Origin of the sequence: Pseudophaeobacter sp., from assembly GCF_048267565.1 — a bacterium.
GTDB classification, from domain to species: Bacteria; Pseudomonadota; Alphaproteobacteria; order Rhodobacterales; family Rhodobacteraceae; genus Pseudophaeobacter; species Pseudophaeobacter profundi.
The window spans coordinates 55911-77426 of record NZ_JBLWXG010000005.1 but is presented as its reverse complement, the minus strand read 5'-3'; the positions used below and the strand labels follow the sequence as shown (position 1 = coordinate 77426).

At 60.8% G+C, this 21516-nt stretch carries 20 protein-coding genes; 10 read left to right on the top strand and 10 right to left on the bottom strand.

All coding sequences use genetic code 11. The features are described 5' to 3' along the window. The first annotated feature begins 92 nt into the window (after window positions 1-92). Window positions 93-785, top strand: a complete 693-nt coding sequence (locus ACN0VH_RS13000) for a TIGR04283 family arsenosugar biosynthesis glycosyltransferase (RefSeq protein WP_417700826.1) — start codon at window positions 93-95, stop codon at window positions 783-785. Between the two features lie 69 nt (window positions 786-854). Here ACN0VH_RS13000 and ACN0VH_RS12995 read toward each other — a convergent pair whose 3' ends face one another. Beyond that, complete coding sequence (locus ACN0VH_RS12995; protein WP_278922971.1) at window positions 855-2714, bottom strand: ABC transporter ATP-binding protein; 1860 nt, start codon at window positions 2712-2714, stop codon at window positions 855-857. A gap of 292 nt (window positions 2715-3006) precedes the next feature. Here ACN0VH_RS12995 and ACN0VH_RS12990 point away from each other — a divergent pair, with 292 nt between their 5' ends. Continuing rightward, the gene (locus tag ACN0VH_RS12990; RefSeq protein ID WP_278922970.1) at window positions 3007-4230 is read left to right on the top strand and encodes a pyridoxal-phosphate-dependent aminotransferase family protein; all 1224 of its coding nucleotides are present in this window, start codon (window positions 3007-3009) and stop codon (window positions 4228-4230) included. Between the two features lie 35 nt (window positions 4231-4265). Here ACN0VH_RS12990 and ACN0VH_RS12985 read toward each other — a convergent pair whose 3' ends face one another. Beyond that, window positions 4266-4490, bottom strand: a complete 225-nt coding sequence (locus ACN0VH_RS12985; protein ID WP_278922969.1) for a histidinol phosphate aminotransferase — start codon at window positions 4488-4490, stop codon at window positions 4266-4268. 107 nt (window positions 4491-4597) lie between these two features. Further along, entirely contained in the window at window positions 4598-5722 is a 1125-nt protein-coding gene (locus ACN0VH_RS12980; RefSeq protein ID WP_417700923.1) for a pyridoxal phosphate-dependent aminotransferase, read from the bottom strand. Window positions 5723-5814: 92 nt separating this feature from the next. Between ACN0VH_RS12980 and ACN0VH_RS12975 the strand changes: the two genes are divergently transcribed. Together ACN0VH_RS12975 and ACN0VH_RS12970 are read left to right on the top strand one after the other, a co-directional pair. Beyond that, the gene (locus ACN0VH_RS12975; protein ID WP_278922968.1) at window positions 5815-6897 is read left to right on the top strand and encodes an SMP-30/gluconolactonase/LRE family protein; all 1083 of its coding nucleotides are present in this window, start codon (window positions 5815-5817) and stop codon (window positions 6895-6897) included. A 141-nt stretch (window positions 6898-7038) separates the two neighbouring features. Next, window positions 7039-7824, top strand: coding sequence for a crotonase/enoyl-CoA hydratase family protein (locus ACN0VH_RS12970; protein WP_417700825.1), 786 nt, complete (start codon window positions 7039-7041; stop codon window positions 7822-7824). A 260-nt stretch (window positions 7825-8084) separates the two neighbouring features. On the opposite strand, the gene ACN0VH_RS12965 is transcribed toward ACN0VH_RS12970, so the two are convergent. From ACN0VH_RS12965 to secG, 3 genes are all read right to left on the bottom strand, one after another. Next, complete coding sequence (locus tag ACN0VH_RS12965) at window positions 8085-8981, bottom strand: fructose bisphosphate aldolase (protein WP_417700824.1); 897 nt, start codon at window positions 8979-8981, stop codon at window positions 8085-8087. A 215-nt stretch (window positions 8982-9196) separates the two neighbouring features. Continuing rightward, window positions 9197-10840, bottom strand: a complete 1644-nt coding sequence (pyrG, locus tag ACN0VH_RS12960) for a CTP synthase (protein ID WP_278922965.1) — start codon at window positions 10838-10840, stop codon at window positions 9197-9199. Window positions 10841-11017: 177 nt separating this feature from the next. Further along, on the bottom strand, window positions 11018-11389 hold the full coding sequence (gene secG / locus ACN0VH_RS12955; RefSeq protein ID WP_417700823.1) for a preprotein translocase subunit SecG: 372 nt from the start codon (window positions 11387-11389) through the stop codon (window positions 11018-11020). A gap of 231 nt (window positions 11390-11620) precedes the next feature. On the opposite strand from secG, the gene nthA reads away from it, so the two are divergent. The 5 genes from nthA (at window position 11621) to ACN0VH_RS12930 (ending at window position 14955) form a co-directional block, all read left to right on the top strand. Continuing rightward, a complete protein-coding gene (nthA, locus tag ACN0VH_RS12950; RefSeq protein ID WP_417700822.1) occupies window positions 11621-12256 on the top strand; it encodes a nitrile hydratase subunit alpha in 636 nt (211 codons plus the stop codon). Then, complete coding sequence (gene nthB, locus ACN0VH_RS12945) at window positions 12253-12948, top strand: nitrile hydratase subunit beta (protein ID WP_278922962.1); 696 nt, start codon at window positions 12253-12255, stop codon at window positions 12946-12948. Before nthA ends, nthB begins: the two co-directional genes overlap by 4 nt. Beyond that, window positions 12945-13277 (top strand): nitrile hydratase accessory protein, encoded by a 333-nt coding sequence (locus ACN0VH_RS12940; RefSeq protein ID WP_278922961.1) that lies wholly within the window; start codon window positions 12945-12947, stop codon window positions 13275-13277. Before nthB ends, ACN0VH_RS12940 begins: the two co-directional genes overlap by 4 nt. Window positions 13278-13405: 128 nt before the next feature. Then, complete coding sequence (locus tag ACN0VH_RS12935; RefSeq protein ID WP_278922960.1) at window positions 13406-14719, top strand: adenylosuccinate synthase; 1314 nt, start codon at window positions 13406-13408, stop codon at window positions 14717-14719. Further along, entirely contained in the window at window positions 14719-14955 is a 237-nt protein-coding gene (locus ACN0VH_RS12930) for a DUF2842 domain-containing protein (RefSeq protein WP_417700821.1), read from the top strand. The genes ACN0VH_RS12935 and ACN0VH_RS12930 overlap by 1 nt, the downstream gene beginning before the upstream one ends. Before the next feature lie 159 nt (window positions 14956-15114). Here the strand turns inward: ACN0VH_RS12930 and ACN0VH_RS12925 are convergent, their stop codons facing one another. After that, window positions 15115-17490: a chemotaxis protein CheA gene (locus ACN0VH_RS12925; protein ID WP_417700820.1), complete on the bottom strand. Its 2376-nt coding sequence runs from the start codon at window positions 17488-17490 to the stop codon at window positions 15115-15117. Window positions 17491-17629: 139 nt separating this feature from the next. Between ACN0VH_RS12925 and ACN0VH_RS12920 the strand changes: the two genes are divergently transcribed. After that, window positions 17630-18301, top strand: coding sequence for a thiamine diphosphokinase (locus ACN0VH_RS12920; protein ID WP_417700819.1), 672 nt, complete (start codon window positions 17630-17632; stop codon window positions 18299-18301). Here ACN0VH_RS12920 and ACN0VH_RS12915 read toward each other — a convergent pair. From ACN0VH_RS12915 to ACN0VH_RS12905, 3 genes are all read right to left on the bottom strand, one after another. Then, window positions 18267-19295 carry a DMT family transporter gene (locus ACN0VH_RS12915; RefSeq protein WP_417700818.1) on the bottom strand — a complete coding sequence of 343 codons (1029 nt, stop codon included), beginning with the start codon at window positions 19293-19295 and terminating at the stop codon, window positions 18267-18269. The two genes, ACN0VH_RS12920 and ACN0VH_RS12915, sit on opposite strands and share 35 nt — an antisense overlap. 70 nt (window positions 19296-19365) lie before the next feature. Continuing rightward, complete coding sequence (locus tag ACN0VH_RS12910; protein WP_417700817.1) at window positions 19366-20739, bottom strand: L-serine ammonia-lyase; 1374 nt, start codon at window positions 20737-20739, stop codon at window positions 19366-19368. Continuing rightward, on the bottom strand, window positions 20739-21446 hold the full coding sequence (locus ACN0VH_RS12905; protein ID WP_278922954.1) for a glutathione S-transferase family protein: 708 nt from the start codon (window positions 21444-21446) through the stop codon (window positions 20739-20741). The genes ACN0VH_RS12910 and ACN0VH_RS12905 overlap by 1 nt, the downstream gene beginning before the upstream one ends. Window positions 21447-21516 lie beyond the last annotated feature (70 nt).

The following is a 21516-nucleotide window of genomic DNA, read 5'->3' as shown; positions in this document are numbered from 1 at the left end:
CGATCATGGGATGGCTGGCCCGCCAACTGGGGCGTGGCCAAGTCCGGGACCAGTGATATAGAAATAAGACCTGAATTGAATAGGAAAATCCCATGACGGCGCCAATTACTGTTGTGATACCAACCTTGAATGCGGCGCAGGCCCTGCCGGGGTGCCTGGGTGCGCTGATGGAAGGTCTGGGCGAGGGGTTGATCCGCGAGCTGGTGATCAGCGATGGCGGGTCTGATGATGCCACAGCGCAGTTGGCCGATGAGGCCGGGGCGCAGCTGGTGTCGGGGGCTGCCTCGCGCGGGGGGCAGTTGCGGCGCGGCTGTGCGCAGGCCCGTGGGGATTGGCTCTTGGTGCTGCATGCCGATACTGAACTGGCCCCCGGTTGGGCCGCAGTTGTGGCGCAGCATCTGCAGGCCGGGGAACAGGCCCCCGCCTATTTCCAGTTGCGGTTTCGCGCTAGGGGCTTTTGGCCCGTTGTGGTGGCGGGCTGGGCCAATCTGCGGGCGCGGCTGTTTGCCTTACCCTATGGCGATCAAGGGCTGCTGATCCCGCGTGCAGCCTATCTTGCGGCTGGTGAATACCCGGATCAGCCGCTGATGGAGGATGTCGCCCTGGCGCGCCGTGTAAGGGCGCATCTGGGGAGGTTCAAACCCTTGCAGGTCTTGGCGTACACCAGTGCTGCGCGGTATCAAGAAGAAGGCTGGCTGCGGCGCGGGGCGGCCAATCTGTGGACCTTGTTGCGCTACGCCCTGGGGGCTGATCCTGCAACCCTGGCGCGGGGCTATCAGAAATAGCCCGCGCCAGAGGATCGTTGTTTTCACTCGGTCTGATCCGGGTATGTCTTCGGCGACAGCCGGAATGGGTTAGCCGAGCAGGCGGCCCACAACCCGGCGAAGCCAGCCGGATTGTTCTTCTGGATCCTGTGGCTTGGCCTCTGACAATTGTGCAGCCATGCCTTGGCGGTCCAGCAAGGTCTTGCCGTCCTGAAATTGCAAGCGGTAGAGATCGGCATAGATGCCACCGCGCTCCAGCAGCTCTTCGTGGGTGCCTTGGTCGACAACCTTGCCGCGGTCCATCACGATGATCTTGTCGGCGTTGCGTACGGTCGACAGGCGATGTGCGATCACCAGCGTGGTGCGCCCACCTGCCAGGCGATCCAGTGCCTGCTGTACCACCTTTTCAGACTGCGCATCCAAGGCCGAGGTCGCCTCGTCCAGCAACAGCACCGGTGTATTGCGCAGCAGGGCGCGGGCAATAACCACCCGCTGACGCTGACCACCCGAAAGCGCAGAACCGCGCGGCCCCACCAGGGTCTGGAGCCCGTTTGGCAGTTTTCCCAGGAAATCAGAGACATGCGAATCCTTGAGCGCCTTTTGCAACTCTTCCTCGCTGACGTCTTCGCGCCCCAGTATGATATTTTCGAGCAGGGTTTCGTCGAACAGCAGCCCCTCTTGGGTGACAACTGAAAACAGCCCGCGCAGATCGTCGGTCGACAGATCGGCGACGCCGATCCCGCCAACCTGGACCGCGCCGGACTGTGGATCAACCATTCGGGTCAGCAGATTGAAGATGGTGGATTTACCGGCCCCCGAGGCACCAACCAGCGCAGTGGTCTTCCCAGCCTCGGCCTCTAGGTTGAGGCTATGCAGGATTTCGGCCTCACCATAGTTGAGATCCACGTTTTTCAGGCTGATGGAAGGCAGGCCCTTGGGGGGGGCGACTGGATTTTTAGGCGAGGTCAACAGGATCGGCGCATCCATCAGCGCCTTGATGCGCTCTAGTGCGGCGGCGGCTGCCTGCCAGATGCCGGCAATATTCGCCAATCGGCGCATGGGCTCAAAGGACAGGCCGATCGAGGTAAAGAAGCTCATGAACTGGCCGACGGTTTTGTCGCCCGCAATAATTTCGGACCCGCCATAGAGCAGCACCGACATGAAACCGACCCCGGCCATGATATCGGTCATGCCGGAAATGGCCGAGGTCCCAAAGGCAGATTTGACCTCGGCGTTCACAAAGCTTTCTGTGCTCTTGGTGAACCGGCCAACCTGATAGTCTTCCAGCTTGTTCAGTTTGATCGGCACGATGCCGTGAAAGATTTCATCCAGGCGGGTGGCCAGGCTGGCACCGAGATCACGCGCCGTAGAGGCTTGGCGGCGCACAAATTTCTGCAACAGGGAAATTGGCAGCAACATCAGCGGCACCCCGATAAGCAGAATTGCGGTCCAGCGCCAGTCGATGCTGATGGCGACGCTTAGCACCGCGATCAGCGCAACAGTGTCGCGCCCTGCACCGGTGATCATCGCCTGCCAGACGGCATTGATGGCACCAACGTCGCTTTGCACCCGTTGAAGCAGCAGGCCGGGGGCATGGACTTGGTGAAATGACGGGTCCTGCCGGATCAGCCGGGCCAGCATATCCTTGCGCAGATGCGCCGCAGATGTCTGTGAGACTTTGCTCAGCAGTACCTTTTGGGTGACGCTGGAGATGCCACGCAGGGTGAAAATGGCAAGAAAGGCAAGGCTGACCCAATACAGGGCATTGGTGTTGCCGGCGACAAAGATCAGGTCGAACATCGGCTGCATCATGTAGCCGAGCGCGCCCATGGTGGCACCTTCAAGCAGCATAAAGACCACGGCTATCGACAAGAGCCCCATGTAGTGCCGCAGATAGCCACGCCAAAGCCAGCCAAGCAGCTCGCGCGAGGAAGTGTATTCAGTTTTCATGAGGGGCAGACCTGATTGCAATAACGGCGGAATTGAACTGTCATTTTGCGCTTTCTAGTTACTTGCTGGCGCCATTTAAGCAGCTCATGGCTCAGGTGCAAGCGTTCTACCTTGCAGCGGTGGGGCAGTGGCCCTTGCTGGATGGGGCAAAGGGGCAATGTCGCGGCAGGCGCAAAGGCCCTGCGCCGGGCGTTTCGGCAATTGACCTCAGCCGGGTGCAGGCTAGGGTTGCGCCAGCGATAATCTGGCCGGGACACCGTCATGGCATCCCGGCCCCTGCGAGGGAGTGCAGATGAGCACCACAACAAACCTATCAGCCGGTCGGCCCTATCTTGCCATTCCTGGTCCCTCTGTCATCCCGGATGCGGTCCTTCAGGCGATGCATCGGCCCTCGCCCAATATCTATGCCGGCGAATTGCTAAGCCTGACCGATAGCCTGATCCCCGATCTGAAGGCGCTGGCGCGGACAGAACATTTTGTCGCAATCTATATTGCCAACGGCCATGGTGCCTGGGAAGCGGCGCTGACCAATACCCTGCAACCCGGTGACAAGGTTCTGGTGCCGGCCTCGGGTCGGTTCGCTATTGGTTGGTCGGAAATGGCCGCGGCCCTGGGAATCGAGATCGAGATCCTTGATTTTGGCACCGCCGCCCCCTGGGATCTTGAACAGGTGGCAGCGCGTCTGCGCGCCGATCCCGGCCATCAGATCAAGGCGGTTTTGGGTGTTCACGTCGATACCTCCAGTTCGATCCGTAATGACGTCGCGGGCCTGCGCGCAGTAATGGACGCGGCGCAGCATCCGGCGCTATTGATGGCTGATTGCATTGCCTCGCTGGGCTGTGATCGGTTCGAAATGGATGCCTGGGGCGTCGATGTCATGGTGTCGGCCTGCCAAAAGGGGTTGATGACGCCGGCTGGGATGAGCTTTGTTTTCTTCAATGACAAGGCAGCAGCGGCGCGGGCAAAACTGTCGCGTGTCAGCCGGTATTGGGACTGGACGCCGCGCGCCAATCCGGCTGAATTCTATCAGTATTTTGGCGGCACCGCGCCGACACATCATCTATATGGTCTGCGGGCGGCACTGGATCTTGTTCAGCAGGAAGGCCTGGAGCAGGTCTGGGCCCGCCATGCCCGTCTGGCCGAAGCCATCTGGGCCGCGTGCGAAAGCTGGGGGGCGATCGACGACCCTATGCAGGGGCTGCGGTTGAATGTTGTTGACCGGGCGCTGCGCTCGCATGCTGTGACGGCGCTGCATCTGCCCGCGCCCAGTGCTAGCAACCTGCGGCAGTGGCTGGAAGAGAACCTTGGCCTGACGCTTGGCATCGGGCTGGGGCTTGCACCTGCGGGCAGCCCCGAGTGGCATGGCCATTTCCGTCTGGGTCATATGGGGTATGTGAACGGTCACATGATCATGGGGCTTTTGGGCGGTATCGAAACCGGGCTCAAGGCGCTGCATATTCCGCATGGGCAGGGCGCGCTTGCCGCCGCCGCTACGGTTCTGGCACGGCCTGCGTAATCAGTGCCCCTCGCAGGGACAGGCCTTGCGGGGGGCTAGGACTGTTCCTGCGCGATGCGGTCTTCCAGCCGGTTGATCATATGGTTCAGCAGCAGGGCGAAGAACAGCACTGGCACCAGGCCAAACAGCATCCAGATGGCTAAGAAGAGCCAGATCAGATTAAGGCCGATAAACGACAGCGCGTTGGCAAACAGATCAAGCGAGGCCACCGGCTGCTGGCGCAGCCCATGCAGGTGATTGTTGCCTTTGTCATGGGACATGCGGGATCCTCCTGGGACATCTCTGCCAGGAAGGGTAGCGCGCAGGGAATGAAAACCAGGTAAAAACACCACAGCGCATCGGTACCATATGTGTTTTATTACGATGCTTAGGTTGATGCAGCCATCTGCGTCCGCGCTGACGTCAAGGCAATGGGTAGCGCTGCCGCAAAAAGGGCAAGGTCCTCTTCGGGGCCGCAGCTGACGCGGATGCAACGGTCCTGTGGCGCAGCAAATGGCATCCGCACAAAGACATCCTGGGCAAGCAGCGCCTCAAGCACGGCCTTGGCAAAGGCTCCGTCGCTGCCGCAGTCAACGGCGACAAAATTGGTTGCCGAGGGCAGGGCGGTCAGCCCATTTTCTGCGGCGATATCAGCAATGTGGCTGCGTGCTGCGGCGATTTCCCGTTGCACGTGCGATAGCCAGTCCTGATCCAGCAGAGCCGCCAGAGCACCAGCCTGGGCGGTGCGGTTCATGCCAAAATGATTGCGCACCTTATTGAAGGCCCGGATCAGATCAGCCTGCGCAAGGGCATAGCCGACCCGCGCGCCCGCCATGCCATAGGCCTTGGAGAAGGTGCGCATGCGGATGACGCGGGGATCATTGATGTCCACCGGCGCGGCGGTACCTTCCGGGGCGCATTCGACATAGGCCTCGTCCAGCAACAGCAGGCAGCCTTCGGGCAGGTCCTGCAGCGCGGCAACGATGTCGGCCCCGCTGTGATGGCTACCCATCGGATTGTCGGGATTGGCAAGATACACCAGCTTTGCGTCCACTTCCGCAGCCTTTGCAAACAGGGCCTGAATATCCTCGTGATCGTTCTTGTAGGGCACCATATGCAGGGTGCCACCAAAACCCGCCACATGGTAATTGAAGGTTGGATAGGCCCCCTGCGATGTCACCACCGTGTCGCCGGGGCCAATCAGCAGCCGCACCAGATAGCCCAGCAACCCGTCAATGCCTTCTCCGACCAGAATGTTTTGCGCAGGGATGCCATGATGCGCCGCCAGAGCCTGGACCAGATCATGGCTTTGCGCATCGCCATATTTCCAGATCTCTTCCGCAGCGCGCTGCATGGCCTCGATCGCCAGCGGCGATGGGCCAAAGATGTTTTCATTGGCACCCAAACGGGCGGCAAAGGGCTTGCCACGTGCGCGTTCTTGGGTTTCGGGACCAACAAAAGGCACGGTCGAGGGCAGGGATAGGGCAAGCGGGGTGTAGCGTGGCGTTTTCATGCCCAGCAGATAGCCCAGAATCTCAGCCCGCGGCAAGGCTTGCCTGATGTCGCAACCCAGAGCAGACTGCGCAAAACCTTGGGAGATTTGGAATGAAACGAATTCTGTTGCTGTTGCTCTGTGTGGGCTTGGGCTATTTGTCATTTTGGCCAGTCCCGCTGACACCAGAAGTTTATCGCCCGTTGAAGGCGCCGGGCTTTACCGGCGAGTTTGAAGCCAATGATGCCCTGGCCGGGTTGGATCTGGTGTCGCTGCCCGATGGGGCAATCGGCCCCGAGGATCTGGCGGTGATGCCGGATGGCAAGATCTATACCACCGATCTGGCAGGTGGGCTGTACCGTATTGATGGTGCCACACCGGAAAAGATCGAAGATCTGGGCGGTCGTCCCTTGGGCCTGAAGGCGGGGCCGGATGGCGCTCTGTATATCGCGGACAGTTTTCGCGGCATCCTGCGTTGGAGCGGACCGGGACAACTGGAAACCTTGGTGAGCGAGGTTGAAGGCGCGCCGCTGATTTATGCCAACCAGCTGGATATTGCGCGCGACGGGACGATCTATTTTTCCAATTCGTCGGATCGTTTTGATCCTGAAACTCTGGGTGGCACCAAACCCACCTCGGTGATGACCGTCTGGGAGCAGAGCGACAGCGGCTATGTGGCGCGGCGCCTGCCGGATGGGACAGTCGAAAAAATCGCCAGCGGCTTTGTCTATACCAATGGCATCGCCCTGTCGCAGGCCGAGGATTTCCTGTTGATCAACGAAACCGGTCGGGCGCAGGTGCATAAATTGTGGCTGACAGGCGACAAGGCAGGCGAGCAAGAGTTGTTTTTGGGCAATCTGCCTGGCTATCCCGACAATCTGGAGGCCCAGGGCGATGGCACCTTCTGGCTGGCCTTTGCCAGCCCACGCCTGCCCTCGGAGGTGCTGATGCCCTATCCGTTTTTACGCAGCGTGATCTGGCGTCTGGGGCCAAAGGTGCGCCCGGCGCCGGTGCATCGGGGCATGGTTATCCAGTTCGACGAAGAGGGAAATATTTTGCGAAATCTGCAGGATCCAGACGGCCTGCTGGGGGTGACCACCAGCGCCCTGGTAGCGGGGGATCAGTTTTATGTCATGTCCCTGGATGGGCCAGGCTTTGGTCGTGGCGCGGCGCGCGATTTGCCGCCTATGCAATAGGCAAGGCCAGGCTTGGGCCGCTGTTGAAAATATCGGTAACGCCGGGGGCTTCCTGCTGTGCCCCGGCGTTATGCTGGTATGGGCCGCGCCAACAGGGCACTCTGCCGCAAGCAACATAGATAACGCAGGGGAGGGGCCGCAATGGCGCGGGTTAACCTAGAAATCAAAGACCATATCGCCCATGTCACTTTGACGCGCGGCGACAAGATGAACGCCCTGGATGATGCCATGGTCAAGGCGATCCTGGCGGCGGGAGCCGAGGTCGCCGCCTCTGATGCGCGCGTGGTGGTGCTGTCCGGAGCGGGCAAGAGCTTTTGCGCCGGGCTTGATCTCATGAGCTTTATGGCGATGGGCAACACCCCCCCCGAGGACTGGCTGATGGAGCGCAGCCATCACGACGCAAATGACATGCAAGAGGTTGCCATGATCTGGCGTCGGCTGGAGATCCCGGTTATCGCGGCACTGCAGGGGGCAACCTATGGCGGTGGCCTGCAATTGGCGCTGGGTGCCGATATCCGCATTGCCGCCCCCGATACCAAACTGGCTGTGATGGAGATGAAGTGGGGTCTTATTCCCGATATGGGGGGTATGGTGCTCTTGCCAAAGTTGCTGCGCTCGGATGTGTTGCGCCAGCTGACCTACACGGCCAGCCCGATCACCGCCGCCCAGGCTGAAACCTGGGGGCTGGTGACCTCGGTCTGTGATGACCCGCTGACGGCAGCGCAGGCAATGGCGCAAGACATCGCCAGCAAGGGGCCAAATGCCATGCGCGCGGCCAAGCGGATGATCGACTATGCCGAATCCGGGGCTTCGCAAGCCGAAGTCCTGCTACGCGAAAGCGCCGAACAGGTGCAGTTGATCGGCAAGCCCGAGCAAATGGAAATGATTGCAGCCCAGATGCAAAAACGCGCTCCGGTCTTTAAATAGTCCGGCCGCGGCCTATATCGGGGGTACAGTCGTCCCTCCCAGACTGTTGAGACTTCTCACCCGGAAACGGGGTTGCAGAAGCAGGGGCGGTGCCGGTGAGCTGGCACCGCCCCTTTTTTGTTTGCAGGCCGGGCGCTTCGCGGGTGGTTCTGGCCTGCAGGTGGTTCTGGCCTTGGTCGATTGATCCTGTGGTCGTGCCCGCCATTGCAAAAGGCCGCCCATCGGGACGGCCTTTCACAACGGTTCAATAAGCCTGGATGTTAGAGCGAGGCCTGATAGATCTTGTCGATATTGGAGCCAAGCGCCTGATTATACTCGTCATCGGACATGGCGACATTCAGGCCCTCGGTCAGGGCGCGGCTAAAAGAGGCGATCATCTTTTTGTTCTGGGCCAGTCGGGCGCAGGCTTCATCGGTGCTGTAGCCGCCAGACAGCGCAACAACGCGCACCACGGCGGGGTGATCTGCCAGCGAATCATAGATACCGGCCTCATTCGGGATGGTCAGTTTCAGCGAAACCTTGGTGCCTTCGGGCAGGGCGTCCAGCTGATCCTTGATTTCGGCCTTTAGGAAAATTTCGGCCTCGCCCTTGGTGGGGGAGTTGATATCGACCTCGGGTTCGATGATCGGCACCAGCCCTGCGGCTGCGATTTGTTTACCAACTTCAAACTGCTGCGCGACAACATTCTTGATGCCCAGAGGGTTTGCCTCTTTCACCACCGAACGCATTTTTGTGCCAAAGATGCCCTTGTCAACGGCGCGCGACAGCAGCGCGTCCAGGTCCGGCATTGGCTTCATCAACTGTACGCCGTCCGCTTCATCTGCCAGGCCCTTGTCGACTTTGAGAAAGGGCACAACGCCGCATTTTTCCCACAGATATGTCGGGACAGGGATCCCGTCGATGGCATTGTCCATTGTCTTTTCAAACAGGATCGCGCCAAGAACCTTGCCAGAGCTGAAATCCGGCGCGCAGATGATACGGGCACGCATCTTCTGGATTTCGCCAAACATTTCGTCATCATTGGCATAGGCGTCTTCTGTCACACCATAAAGGGCTAGTGCCTTTGGAGTGGAGCCGCCGGATTGATCCAGCGCGGCAATAAAGCCGACGCCATTGGCGATACGGTCAAACTGTTCCTGGTGAATCTCTTGCGCCATGATCCTGTCTCTCCGCGAAAAAAACGTTTCTATATCTGGCCCTGTCTATAGCGCGCCTGTCACAGGAAACAAGTTGTGCTGTCGCCGCTTGCGCTAACGGAGTGGGGATTTCTGCCCATGGCGGCACTGCTTGGCGTATTGTCCGGTCCCGCACAAGAAACGGGCCCCCAAACTGGGGACCCGCATGAGATAGATTTCAGAAATCCGGGGCTGGATCACACCAGGCGCGAGGCCTCTTTGGCGGCGCGCACGAAGCCGTCAAACAGGGGGTGCGGCGCAAAGGGTTTGGATTTCAGCTCGGGGTGGAACTGAACGCCGATAAACCAGGGATGGTCGCTCCATTCCACGATCTCGGGCAGGCGGCCATCGGGCGACATGCCGGAAAAATTCAGACCGCAGGCCTCAAGTTTTTCTTTGTATTTGATGTCCACCTCATAGCGGTGGCGGTGGCGCTCTTCGATATGGCTGCTGCCATAGACATTGGCGACATTGGACCCTTCGCTGAGGGTGGCGTCATAGGCGCCCAGGCGCATGGTGCCGCCCTTGTCGTCATCCGCCTTGCGCTGGACCCGGTGATTGCCCTGCACCCATTCTTTCAGGTGGTAGACTACGGGTTCAAAACGCTTTTCACCGGATTCATGGTCAAATTCTTCGGAACCGGCTTCGCTGATACCTGCGACATTGCGGGCGGCTTCGATCACCGCCATCTGCATGCCAAGGCAAATGCCAAGGTAGGGGACCTTGTGTTCACGGGCATATTGGGCCGCCTTGATCTTGCCTTCGGTGCCGCGTTCGCCAAAGCCGCCAGGCACCAGGATCGCATGGAACCCCTGCAGATGTGGGGTGGCATCTTCACGGTCAAAGAGTTCGGCATCGACCCATTCGATCTTGACCTTTACCCGGTTGGACATGCCACCATGGGTCAGCGCCTCGGCGATGGATTTATAGGCATCTTCAAGCTGGGTGTATTTGCCAACAATGGCCACCCGCACTTCGCCTTCGGGGTTGTAGATGCGGTCGGCCACATCTTCCCAGCGGGCAAGGTTTGGTTTTGGCGCCGGTGAGATGCCAAAGGCATCCAGAACCGCCTGATCCATACCTTCACGGTGATAGGCGAGCGGGGCCTCGTAGATGGATTTGAGATCCTGCGCCGCAATCACCGAATCGGGACGTACATTGCAGAACAGCGCCAGCTTTTCGCGCTCTTTCTTGGGGATCGGCCCTTCAGACCGGCAGACCAGGATATCGGGTGCCAGACCAATCGAGCGCAGTTCTTTGACAGAGTGCTGGGTCGGCTTGGTCTTCAGCTCGCCGCTTGCCTTGATGTAGGGCAGCAGGGTGAGGTGCATGAACAGGCACTGGCCGCGCGGCTTGTCCTGGCTGAACTGGCGGATGGCTTCAAAGAAGGGCAGCCCTTCAATATCGCCGACGGTGCCGCCGATCTCACAGAGCATGAAATCAACCTCGTCTTCGCCAATCGAGATGAAGTCTTTGATCTCGTTTGTCACATGGGGAATCACCTGAATGGTCTTGCCCAGGTAATCGCCTCGCCGCTCTTTCTCCAGCACATTGGTGTAGACGCGCCCCGACGAAATCGAGTCGGTCTTGCGCGCAGGCACGCCGGTGAACCGCTCATAGTGGCCAAGGTCCAGATCGGTCTCGGCGCCATCGTCGGTGACAAAGACCTCCCCGTGTTCAAAGGGGCTCATGGTGCCGGGGTCAACGTTAAGATAGGGATCCAGCTTGCGCAGGCGGACTGAATAGCCGCGCGCTTGCAAAAGAGCACCAAGAGCGGCGGATGCCAGACCCTTGCCCAGTGATGAAACAACACCGCCAGTGATAAAGATGAAACGCGCCATGAGTGTCGGCTGCCCCCGTGAGAAGTCAGAATATAGCTGCCCGACGGTTGTGAGAAAACCGCTGCACCACGGGGCTATACATGTATAGGATTCGCGCAGAATGCGCAAGGGAACCGCAAGATGCTGTTACGGTTCCCGGCCAGAATTCTAGGTCTTGTAGATTTTATGTCGTGTTGCTTAGTCGGCGCTGGGAACCAGCGGCGCATTGTCGCCTTCGGCCGGTGGCAGCAGATCGCTGCCCAGGGGCGCGCTCGGCGCTTCAGCTGCATCGCCACCCTCTGTGCTTTGTATCTGGATGCCATCGGCAACCGAAGAACCAGCAGATTTCTGTGCCGCCAGAATGGTGAGGGTGATTGAGGTCGCAATAAAGGCCGCGGCCAGGACCCAGGTAACTTTGCTCAGCGCGGTTGCGGCTGAACGACCAGACATGGCACCGCCACCTCCGCCACCGCCCATGCCAAGGCCACCGCCTTCAGAGCGCTGCAAAAGCACCACGGCAATCAGGCCAAGAGCCAAAAGAAGATGGATGATGAGAACAACGTTTTCCATAGGTTCCTGCGGCTGTTGGCTAAACTATCGGGCGGTTGATAGGCAAGAATGGCGACAGGGGCAAGGGCTCAGTTTGCTTTGTTGCCACTGAGCGGCAGGCCAGACGCCAGGGACCAGGGCTGCAACGGCTGAAACAACCGTCAAATTATTGTCTGTTTCATGGGCCAAGCCGCGCGAAGAGCTGGAAAAAGTGGCTGGACGTGGGCGGCAAGGCTGGGGCATTCTCGGCCTATGCCACATGATCATTCTGACCACCCGCACGCTCTTTTACCGTCTGACCCTGCCTTGCGGGTCAAGGCGCTTGAAACGATTCTGACACGCAAGGGGCTGATTGAACCGGCTGCGTTGGATGAAATCATTGATACCTATCAAAACAAGATCGGGCCGCAAAACGGCGCCCGCGTCGTTGCCAGGGCCTGGAGTGATCCGGCTTTCAAGGCGGCGCTGCTGGCCGATGCCGATCCGGTCTTGGCCGAGCTGGGCTATTATGGCCGTCAGGGGGAGCATATGGTGGTGGTGGAAAACACCCCCGCCCAGCACAACATGGTCGTCTGTACCCTGTGCAGCTGTTACCCATGGCCGCTGCTTGGAATTCCACCCGGCTGGTATAAATCTGATGCGTACCGCGCCCGCGCCGTGCGTGAACCCCGCAGGGTTCTGGCCGATTTTGGCGTGACACTGCCTGCCGATACTGCAGTGCGGGTTTGGGATTCGACGGCAGAGGTGCGCTATCTGGTTCTGCCCATGCGCCCACAAGGCACAGCGGGTTTGGACGAGGCCGCGCTTGCGGCGTTGGTGTCGCGTGATTCCATGATCGGCACGGCGTTGGTCGGGGCGCCCCAAAGCAACGGCGAGGCACCAGCATGAGCCGGTTGCACGACATGGGCGGGCGAATCGGCGATGGCCCCGTGGTGCCTGATCCGGCGGATGCGCCTGTCTTTGAACATGACTGGCACGCCCGCGCCCTGGCGGTGACCCTGGCCTGTGGTTCTTTGGGCAAGTGGAACATTGATGTGTCACGCCACGCCCGCGAGCGGCTGTCCCCCAAGGATTACACCCGGTTTTCCTATTACGAGAAATGGATCTCGGCGTTGGCGGATCTGCTGGTTGAAAACGGCGTCCTGACCCGCGAAGACCTGCGCGGGCAGGGGGATGCGGGGCCGCATGTGCTGGCGTCCAGGGCGCTCAAGGCGGAAGCCGTTTCCGCAGTTCTGGCCAAGGGCGGCCCCGCCAATCGCGACAGTGATATTGCCGCCGCCTATCGCCCCGGCGACCGGGTAAAGACCCGCCACCCCGGTGGCAGCGCGCTGGTGGATGGCGGCCACACCCGTCTGCCCGACTATGCGGCTGGGGCCTGCGGCGAAATTTTGTTGCAGCATGGGGCGCATGTGCTGCCTGACAGCAACGCCCATGGATTGGGAGAGATGCCAGAACCGCTTTATGCGGTCGCTTTCAAGGCCGGTGAACTCTGGGCGCATCCGGAACACCCCAATGACGATGTCGTGCTGGATCTATGGCAAAGCTATCTGCAACCTGATCCAGAGGCAGCCGGGACATGAGTGACTGTATCAGCCATAGCGCCCCGGAACCCGCCTTTCTGGAACCCTGGCATGCTCAGGTTTTTGCGCTGACTGTTTCCCTGAACGAAGCCGGGCGGTTCAGCTGGGCCGATTGGGTCGAGGCGTTTTCGGCAACGCTGCGCCGCAATGGCCTGTCGCGCGAATTGGATGGTGGCGCGGATTACTTCAATGCCTGGCTGCAAACCCTTGAGGCGATTCTGGCCGCCCAGGGCAGTGCCAGCCCGCAAGAGGTGGCGCTGGTGCGCCGTGACTGGGAAGAGGCCTATCTGAATACTCCGCACGGCGATCCGGTGCGGTTGGCGCGCTGAGCCGCAGCCTGCGCGCCATTACTATTTAGCCTGCGGCGTTTTAGTGGTTTCCACGCGGGCGCGGCATCGCTATACGGGGCTCTGGTTTCCACCAGCATACATTTAAACCAGCATACAAAGGACCTGAGATGGCCAATGTCGTGGTAGTCGGCGCCCAATGGGGTGATGAAGGAAAAGGCAAGATCGTTGATTGGCTCAGCGAACGTGCAGATGTGATCGCGCGTTTCCAGGGCGGCCATAACGCCGGCCATACGCTGGTGATCGACAGCAAGGTTTACAAGCTGCACGCGCTGCCCTCGGGTGTTGTGCGCGGCGGCAAGCTGAGCGTGATCGGCAATGGTGTGGTGCTGGACCCATGGCACCTGCTGAAAGAAATCGAAACCGTGCAGGCGCAGGGCGTCGAGATCAGCCCTGAAACGCTGATGATTGCGGAAAATACCCCACTGATTCTGCCCATCCACGGGGAGCTGGACCGCGCCCGCGAAGAGGCGGCCTCCAAGGGCACCAAGATCGGCACCACCGGTCGCGGCATTGGCCCCGCCTATGAAGACAAGGTTGGCCGTCGCGCCATCCGGGTTGCCGATCTGGCCGATGACGCCACCTTGGAAGCCCGCGTTGATCGCGCCTTGCAGCACCATGATCCGCTGCGCAAAGGTCTGGGCTTTGAGCCGGTTGACCGCGATGCGCTGATTGCCCAGCTGCGCGAGGTTGCGCCTGCGATTCTGAAATTTGCCGCCCCTGTGTGGAAAGTGCTGAATGAAAAGCGCAAAGCCGGCAAACGGATTCTGTTTGAAGGCGCCCAGGGCGCGTTGCTGGACATTGATTTTGGCACCTATCCCTTTGTCACCTCGTCAAATGTGATCGCAGGTCAGGCCGCCACCGGTGTGGGCATCGGTCCAGGCTCGATTGATTATGTGCTTGGGATCGTCAAAGCCTATACCACCCGCGTAGGTGAAGGCCCGTTCCCGACCGAACTGCTGGATGCCAATGGCAAGCCTGACGCCGATGGTGAGCGTCTGGGGACACGTGGCCATGAATTTGGCACCACCACGGGCCGTCAGCGCCGCTGTGGCTGGTTTGATGCCTGCCTGGTGCGCCAGACCTGCGCCACCTCGGGTATCACCGGGATCTCCCTGACCAAGCTGGACGTGCTGGACGGGTTTGAAACCCTGAAGATCTGCGTGGGCTATGATCTGGACGGGACCCGGCTCGATTATCTGCCCACTGCCGCCGATCAACAGGCCCGCTGCACCCCGATCTATGAGGAAATGCCGGGCTGGTCCGAGTCGACCGAGGGCGCGCGCAGTTGGAATGAACTGCCCGCCAATGCGATCAAATATGTGAAACGCGTCGAAGAGCTGATCGAATGCCCTGTGGCGCTGCTCTCCACCAGCCCGGAGCGGGACGACACCATTCTGGTGACCGACCCCTTTGCGGACTGATGGCGGATAAACCCGGTCTCAGCTACAAGGCGCGCCGCCGTTGGGCGCTGGTGATCCTGTTGATTGGCATGCCGCTCTATATCATTGTGGCCGTCAATGTTGTCAGCCTGTTCGAGCGCCCACCGATCCTGTTGGAACTGCTTATCTACGCGGTGCTGGGGGTGCTTTGGGTCCTGCCGTTCAAGTTTGTCTTTCGCGGTGTTGGCAAGGAAGACCCTGAAGAGACGGACCAGTAGGCAGGTCAGTGACCTGTGGCATCTGGCCCGTTGAACCGGGTCTACCCCAGGCAAAATGCGCCAAAGCCGCAAAGAGAAAGGCCCGACCAGAGGAAACTCTGGTCGGGCCTTCTTGCCATGTGGCGGTTGGGTTTCGCAACCGGCGCTGCCGTCTGGGTCTTAGCCTGCGGCACGCTTGGCAGGGCGGAACCCGATATCGTCTGTGACCGAGAATTGACCGTTGGTGGCACCGCGTTGAATTTTACCCTCGCGCAGCATCTGGCCAAAGAAGCGCAGCCCGTTTTCACGGTTGAAATCGGCATGGCCGACGCTGCGCACCTTGTTCATCAATTGGGGCCGCGAGAAGTAATCGCGCCCTTCCACAAAGCTGAGATAAGCGGCGGCGGCCTCCAGCATCTCGTGCAGTTCGGCTGCACCGCGTTCCTGCACATAGTCGGCAAAGCTGCCAAAGGCAGCAGCCTGCGCCGGAAGTGGTTCTTCCTTGGGGGCCGAAATCCGGCGGGGGCGCACGGGATCAACCGGGCCTTTGGCAGCCGGGTCGATGCGCTGTTCGGCAACCAGTTTCAACGGGGCCGGACGGCTGCCTTTGCTGCGGGCGCGCGGCGTTTTGGCCGCGTTGGTTTCGGGGCGGCGGGGGCGTACCACATTGGCCAGGTCGGCGCGGTAGGGTTCGGCCTCATCCGCCTGGGCGCTGTTGTCACCGGCTGAGCGATCAGCCTCGGCAGCGGCAACAGCGGCGCGCAGATGGCTATAGGTCTCGCGCGAGGTTGCATTGTCGGGATCGCCCAACTTGCTTTCGGCGGCGGCCATCAGGCGAGAGACATCGCTGTCCGGTGACGGGGTCTTGTCGGGGCGTGTCTCTGTGCCTTCCGCCTGCTCGGCCGGTTCCTCTTGCGCGGAGGGCTTGCGGGGCTGCGGGGGCGCGGTTTCGGCGCTGGTTTTGCTGCTGGCCAGAAGATCGGCTTCGACCTCTGCCAGCTCTCGCATCAGGTCGGCTTCTTCTTCCGGGTCCAGCGAGCTGGTGATCTGGCTCTCGGCGCTTTCAGCGCTCATGGTCAGATCGTCTGCGTCGTCTTCCTCTGTGATCTCTTCCAGGTCGCCTGCGGCCATGGCGCTTTCTAGATCTGCGCGCTTCACCTTGACGATGCGCGCCCGCCGCTGCGGCTTGCTGGCATCTGTGGTCGGCGCTGGGGACGGGATAGCCGCTGCGGCGACCTCGGCCTGGGGTGCGGGGCTGTCAGGGGCGGCTGGCTCTGGCTGCCCCATTTCAGTTGCTTCGGCTTCTGTCTGTTCTGGTTGTTGCTGCTGAGGCAGGTTGAGACGAATCCCGCGTTTGGGGCTGCGGGGGCTTTCGTTCTGGGCCTCTGGCAGTGTGTCGTCCCGCTGTGTTTCGGCGCGCTTTTCCTGCGGCACGGGTTTCGCTTCGGCTTCAGGCTCAGCTTCCGACACGGGCTCGGCTTCAAGTTCGGCGGTGTGGTCGGCAGGTGCAGCGGCTGCAAGGCTTCCGGCGAGGTCAAGCCGATCCAGAATGCGGGAAATTTCATCGCCTTCTGCCTCGTCCTCTCCCTCTTCAGAGGTAAGATCCGCGCCCTCTGTGTCGTCGGCCTGTGCGAGGTCTGCGTGGACGGAGTCGATAAAGGTTTCGGCGTGCTCGTCTTCAGAGAACTCGTCATCGGCTGGCTGGCTATCGGGCGATTTGGCCACGACAGCGCGAATACGCTGCAGCTTGGCGGCAATGCTGTCAGCAGCGGGCGCCGGCGCATCTGCGGTGTCGCTTGCAGTGGCTTTGTCGTTGCCCATGTCTTCAGCAAGGTCTTCAGCAGGCGCTGTTGCGGCGGTCTCTGTGGGCTCGGCGGATACGGCGGCCGAGATGGCGGCAATGGTGGCCATATCAACCGAGGCCGCAGGGGCTGTTTCTGGCTCGGGGACGGGCTGTTGCTCCGCCATTTTCCCTGCCACTTTCTCTGCTTGGGACGCGACCTGCATCTCAGCCTCAGGATCTGGTTGTGCCTGGGGTTCGACTGGTACTTCGGCTGCGGGCTCTTCTGCCTCTGCGGCTGCGGCCTCTGGTGCGGTTTTTGCCATATCCTGTTGTGCCACGGCCTCTGGCGTATCCTCCGCAGGATTGGCATCTGCTTCAAACAGATCAACACTGCTGAGATCAAGTTCCTCTGCCTCGGCGGGCTGGGTCACCTCTTGTACTGGTGGCTGTCGCGGCGTTGTGGCCGCTGGCTCTGGTGCCTGTGCAGCTTGTGCGACCAAGGGGGCGCTGGGCACCGGAGCAGAGGTCCGCAGGTGGATACCTGTGCTGCTGGTGCGGGCTTCAACCTGGCGGGCAACTTCGCGCTGGGCAATCCGGGCCAGCATATCCGCATCGGGCTGCGGCGGTTCGGCACCAAAATACCGGTCATCCGAGGCGAGATCACGAAAGTACTCGGCGATGGCCTTCATGGTGTCAAAGGAATCTTCAAAGCCTTCAAGCGTGCAAGAAAAGGTTCCGTAGGAAACCGTGAGAACTTTGTTGTTTTGTACCATCGGTTCGTGCGTCCTCGCCAAAGTAATTGCAATTTACTATATGGGCTAGCTCGTCAAATTATGCTCAAATCCGTGCAATTCATCGTATCATTTTGTGTTTAGATTGTGGCTGGTTTCCAATTCTGCCAGTAATCTCGGCATGAATAAGCTGATTGTAGAACAAAATACCCCTGTGACCTTGATTGGTGGCGGCGAGTTGGGCGAGGCAGACCTTGATCTGGCGCTTTCGCTGGCCTCTTGTCTGGTGGCGGCGGATGGTGGCGCGGCCCACGCCTTGGCGCGGGGGCATCTGCCAAGCGCAATAATCGGAGATTTTGATTCGATTGCACAGGATATTCTTGTGCAGATCCCGCCGCAGCGCCGGTTCCATGAGGTCGAGCAAGACAGCACCGATTTTGAAAAGGCGCTGCGGGCTATCCATGCACCGCTGGTTCTGGCGGTGGGCTTTCTGGGCGGGCGGGTAGATCATCAACTGGCGGTACTGAATGCGCTGGTGCAGAACCAGGGGCCACCCTGTATTGTGCTTGGCGCGCAGGAGGTGATCTTTCACCTTCCGCCGTGCATTGCCCTGCCGCTCTTGGCCGGAGAGACGGTTTCCGTGTTTCCGCTGCGCCGGGTGCAGGCGCGTTCAACCGGGTTGGAGTGGAAGCTGGACGGGCTGACAATGCAGCCGGGTGGGCAGATTGGCACCTCTAACCGCGCCCTTGGTCCGGTGGAAATCCGGGTGGATCAGCCTGGGCTTCTGGCGCTGGTGCCACGGCACCATCTTGCGGCGGTCATGCAGGCTCTATTGGCTGCTCCGCAGGGGTAGGCTCTTCTGTGGTGGTCAGCGGTGCAGCAGGCAGGCTGGTGTCTGGCGCGGCGGCCAGCATTGCCTCTTGCTGCGCCTGTTGCGCGGCCTGCTGCCGGAGGCTGTGGTGTTCGCGCAGGATTGCATAAAGCCCCGCCGCGACGGTCAGCCCAATCCCGACGCTGGCCAGGCTGTTGGGCAGCTCGTTGAAGATCAGCCAGCCGACCAGGGTGGCGATGGGAATTTCCAGATACTGCATAGAGGCGAGGGTTGCGGCGGGCGCGTAGCGCAGGCTCCAGGTCATCATCAGATGCGCGGCGGTGCCAAACCCGCCGGCCAGCGCCAGCAGGGTCCAGCTGTCCCGGTCGGGCAGGCTGGGGCTTAGGCTGGCGATGTTCCAGCCCTGGCCCAGCCAGAACAGCGGCAGCATCAGCCCTGCTGCAATCACACCGGACATCGCCTGGAGCGGGATCGGGGCGGTATCCTTGGCGATGCGGCGGGTGACCAGCATGAACAAGGCAAAGATAACGGCCACGGCAAGCGGCCACAGCGCATTTGCCCCAACCACCGCAAAGCTGGGCTGGATCACCAAGAGCGTACCGATAAAGCCAACCACACAGGCGGCCAGACGGCGATAGCCGACCTCTTCGCCCAGCACATATTTACCCAACAGCAACATGATAAAGGGCATGACAAAGGCAATTGCCACCGCATCGGCCAGCGGTAGATAGCGCAGAGCGTTGAACATGGCGGTGATGCCTGCCATCTGCAATAGGGTCCGCAGCAGCACCTGCGGCAGCACCGCGCCGGGGATGCGCAGCGATTGCCGCAGCAACAGTGACAGCGGCAGCAGGATCAGCGCCTGGGCGGCAAAGCGCACAAAGACGATCTGCCCCACCGGCACCCGATGGGACAGCAGTTTGGCAATTGCATCGCCAAGCGGGATAAGCAGGCAAAAGCCCAGCATCAGGGCGATGCCGAGCAGGGGGCGATCTTGGGTGGTGTCTTGTGTCATGGCGCCACGCTAGGCGCGGCCGTAGAAAGGTGCAAGCTAAGGTTGCCTTTGAGCCGGTGCTACACCCCCATCAGCAATTTGGCACATTCACCGCCAGGCCGCCAAGCGAGGTCTCTTTGTACTTTTCGTGCATGTCTGCCCCGGTCTGGCGCATGGTTTCGATACAGGCATCCAACGGCACAAAATGCTGACCGTCGCCGCGCAGTGCCAGCGAGGCAGCCGAGACCGCCTTGATCGCTGCCAGCCCGTTGCGTTCGATACAGGGCACCTGCACCAGGCCCTTGACCGGATCGCAGGTCATGCCAAGGTGGTGCTCCAACGCGATTTCGGCGGCGTTTTCCACCTGTTCAGGCGTGCCGCCCATAACCGCACAGAGACCCGCGGCCGACATCGCCGCAGCAGAGCCGACTTCGGCCTGGCACCCGGCTTCGGCACCGGAGATGGAGGCGTTGAATTTGACCAGCCCGGCAATGGCGGCAGCGGTCAGCAGGAAATCCTCTACATGCGATTCTGACGCACCGGGCACATGATCGAGGTAGTAGCGGATCACCGCGGGCAGGGTGCCGGCCGCGCCGTTGGTGGGCGCGGTGACAACCTGACCGCCGGCCGCGTTTTCCTCGTTCACCGCCATGGCGTAGACGCTCATCCAGTCGTTGATGGTATGGGGCGGGCTTTGGTTCATGCCGCGTTCCGCCAGCAGACTGTCATGGATGGCCTTGGCGCGGCGGCGCACAAACAGACCGCCGGGCAGGATGCCTTCGCGTTCTAGCCCGCGATTGATGCAGTCGTTCATCACCTGCCAGATCCTTGCAGTGCCCTTGGACAGGCTTTCCGGGCAACCACGGGCCACCTCATTGGCCCGCTTCATCTGGGCAATGCTCTTGCCGCTGGATTTGGCCATGGCCAGCATCTCATTGGCGGACTTGAACGGGAAGGGAACCGGGGCGCCCTCGTCGGTGTCCTTGCCCTGGGCCAGTTCTTCTTCGGTGACGACAAAGCCGCCGCCGATGGAATAAAACACCTGCCGCAGGATGACATCGCCCTGGGCATCAGTCGCCATCAGGATCATGCCATTGGCATGGCCTTCAAGGGCGTGGTCATAGTCAAAGACCAGATCGGCCTTGGGATCAAAATGCAGCGCAGGCAGCCCTTCGGGCTGCATTTGGTGGGTCTTGGCCAGCTCCGCCAGAAAGGCCTCTGCCTTTTCGTCATCATAGGTGTCGGGCACAAAGCCGCCCAGGCCCAGAATGGTGGCGCGGTCGGTGGCATGGCCCACCCCGGTAAAGGCAAGAGAGCCATGCAGCGAGGCGCGCAGCCCGTGAAACTCGAAGGGCGAGGCGCGCATCATGTCAAGGAACCGCGCGGCGGCGACCATCGGGCCCATGGTATGCGAGGAGGAGGGGCCAATGCCCACTTTGAACATGTCAAAAACGGAGAGGAACATCAGGTGGCTGATCCTTCTGGGGGAATTGCAGGTTGGGGCTGGGTAAAGGGCGCAGGTCCCAGGCCCTCGGCGGTTTGGGCGGCATGGGTGGCTGGACGGTTTTCCAGCCCTGCCAGCATACGGTGCAGATGCGGGTAGTGGTCAAGCTGGTACCAGCTCAGATCATTCTTGGCAGGATAAAGCGCCATCCAGCGCATCATTGCAGCAATATAATAGTCCAGCACCGAGGGTTGTTCAGCCCCCAGCCAGGATGGCGCATGGCTGGCAAGGGTGTCCAAATGTCCCAGATGCACCGCCAGCCGAGACTGCATGCGACGGCGCAACACCGCCTGATCGCCTGGGTCGGGACCAATGTAGATGTCGGGATAGAACGAAATCCGTAGATCCGCATGCAGCGTGTTGGAGGCGAAAAACAGCCATTTCAAGAAGGCGGCCCGCTCTGGGTCGTCGGGCAATGGTGCCAGCTGCTGGTGGCGATCGGCCAGCCAGAGCAGAATGGCGGCGGTTTCAAAGATCGCCCCCTGCGGCGTTTCCAAGACGGGAATCAACCCGTTGGGATTAAGACTGCGATAGGCGCTACTGTGTTGTGCCCGCGCGCGGCGGTCTACCAGGCAGGTCTCATAGGGTTGGCCAAGCTCTTCCAGCACCAAGCGGATCACCAGAGAGGCATTGTCAGGGGCATAGTGAAGGCGGTAGCTGTGCATCATAGGGCCGTTGTACGGAGCGTGCTGCGGAAAATAGCGCCCGTTTCCGGCGTTTCCAATCGGAAACCCGCCT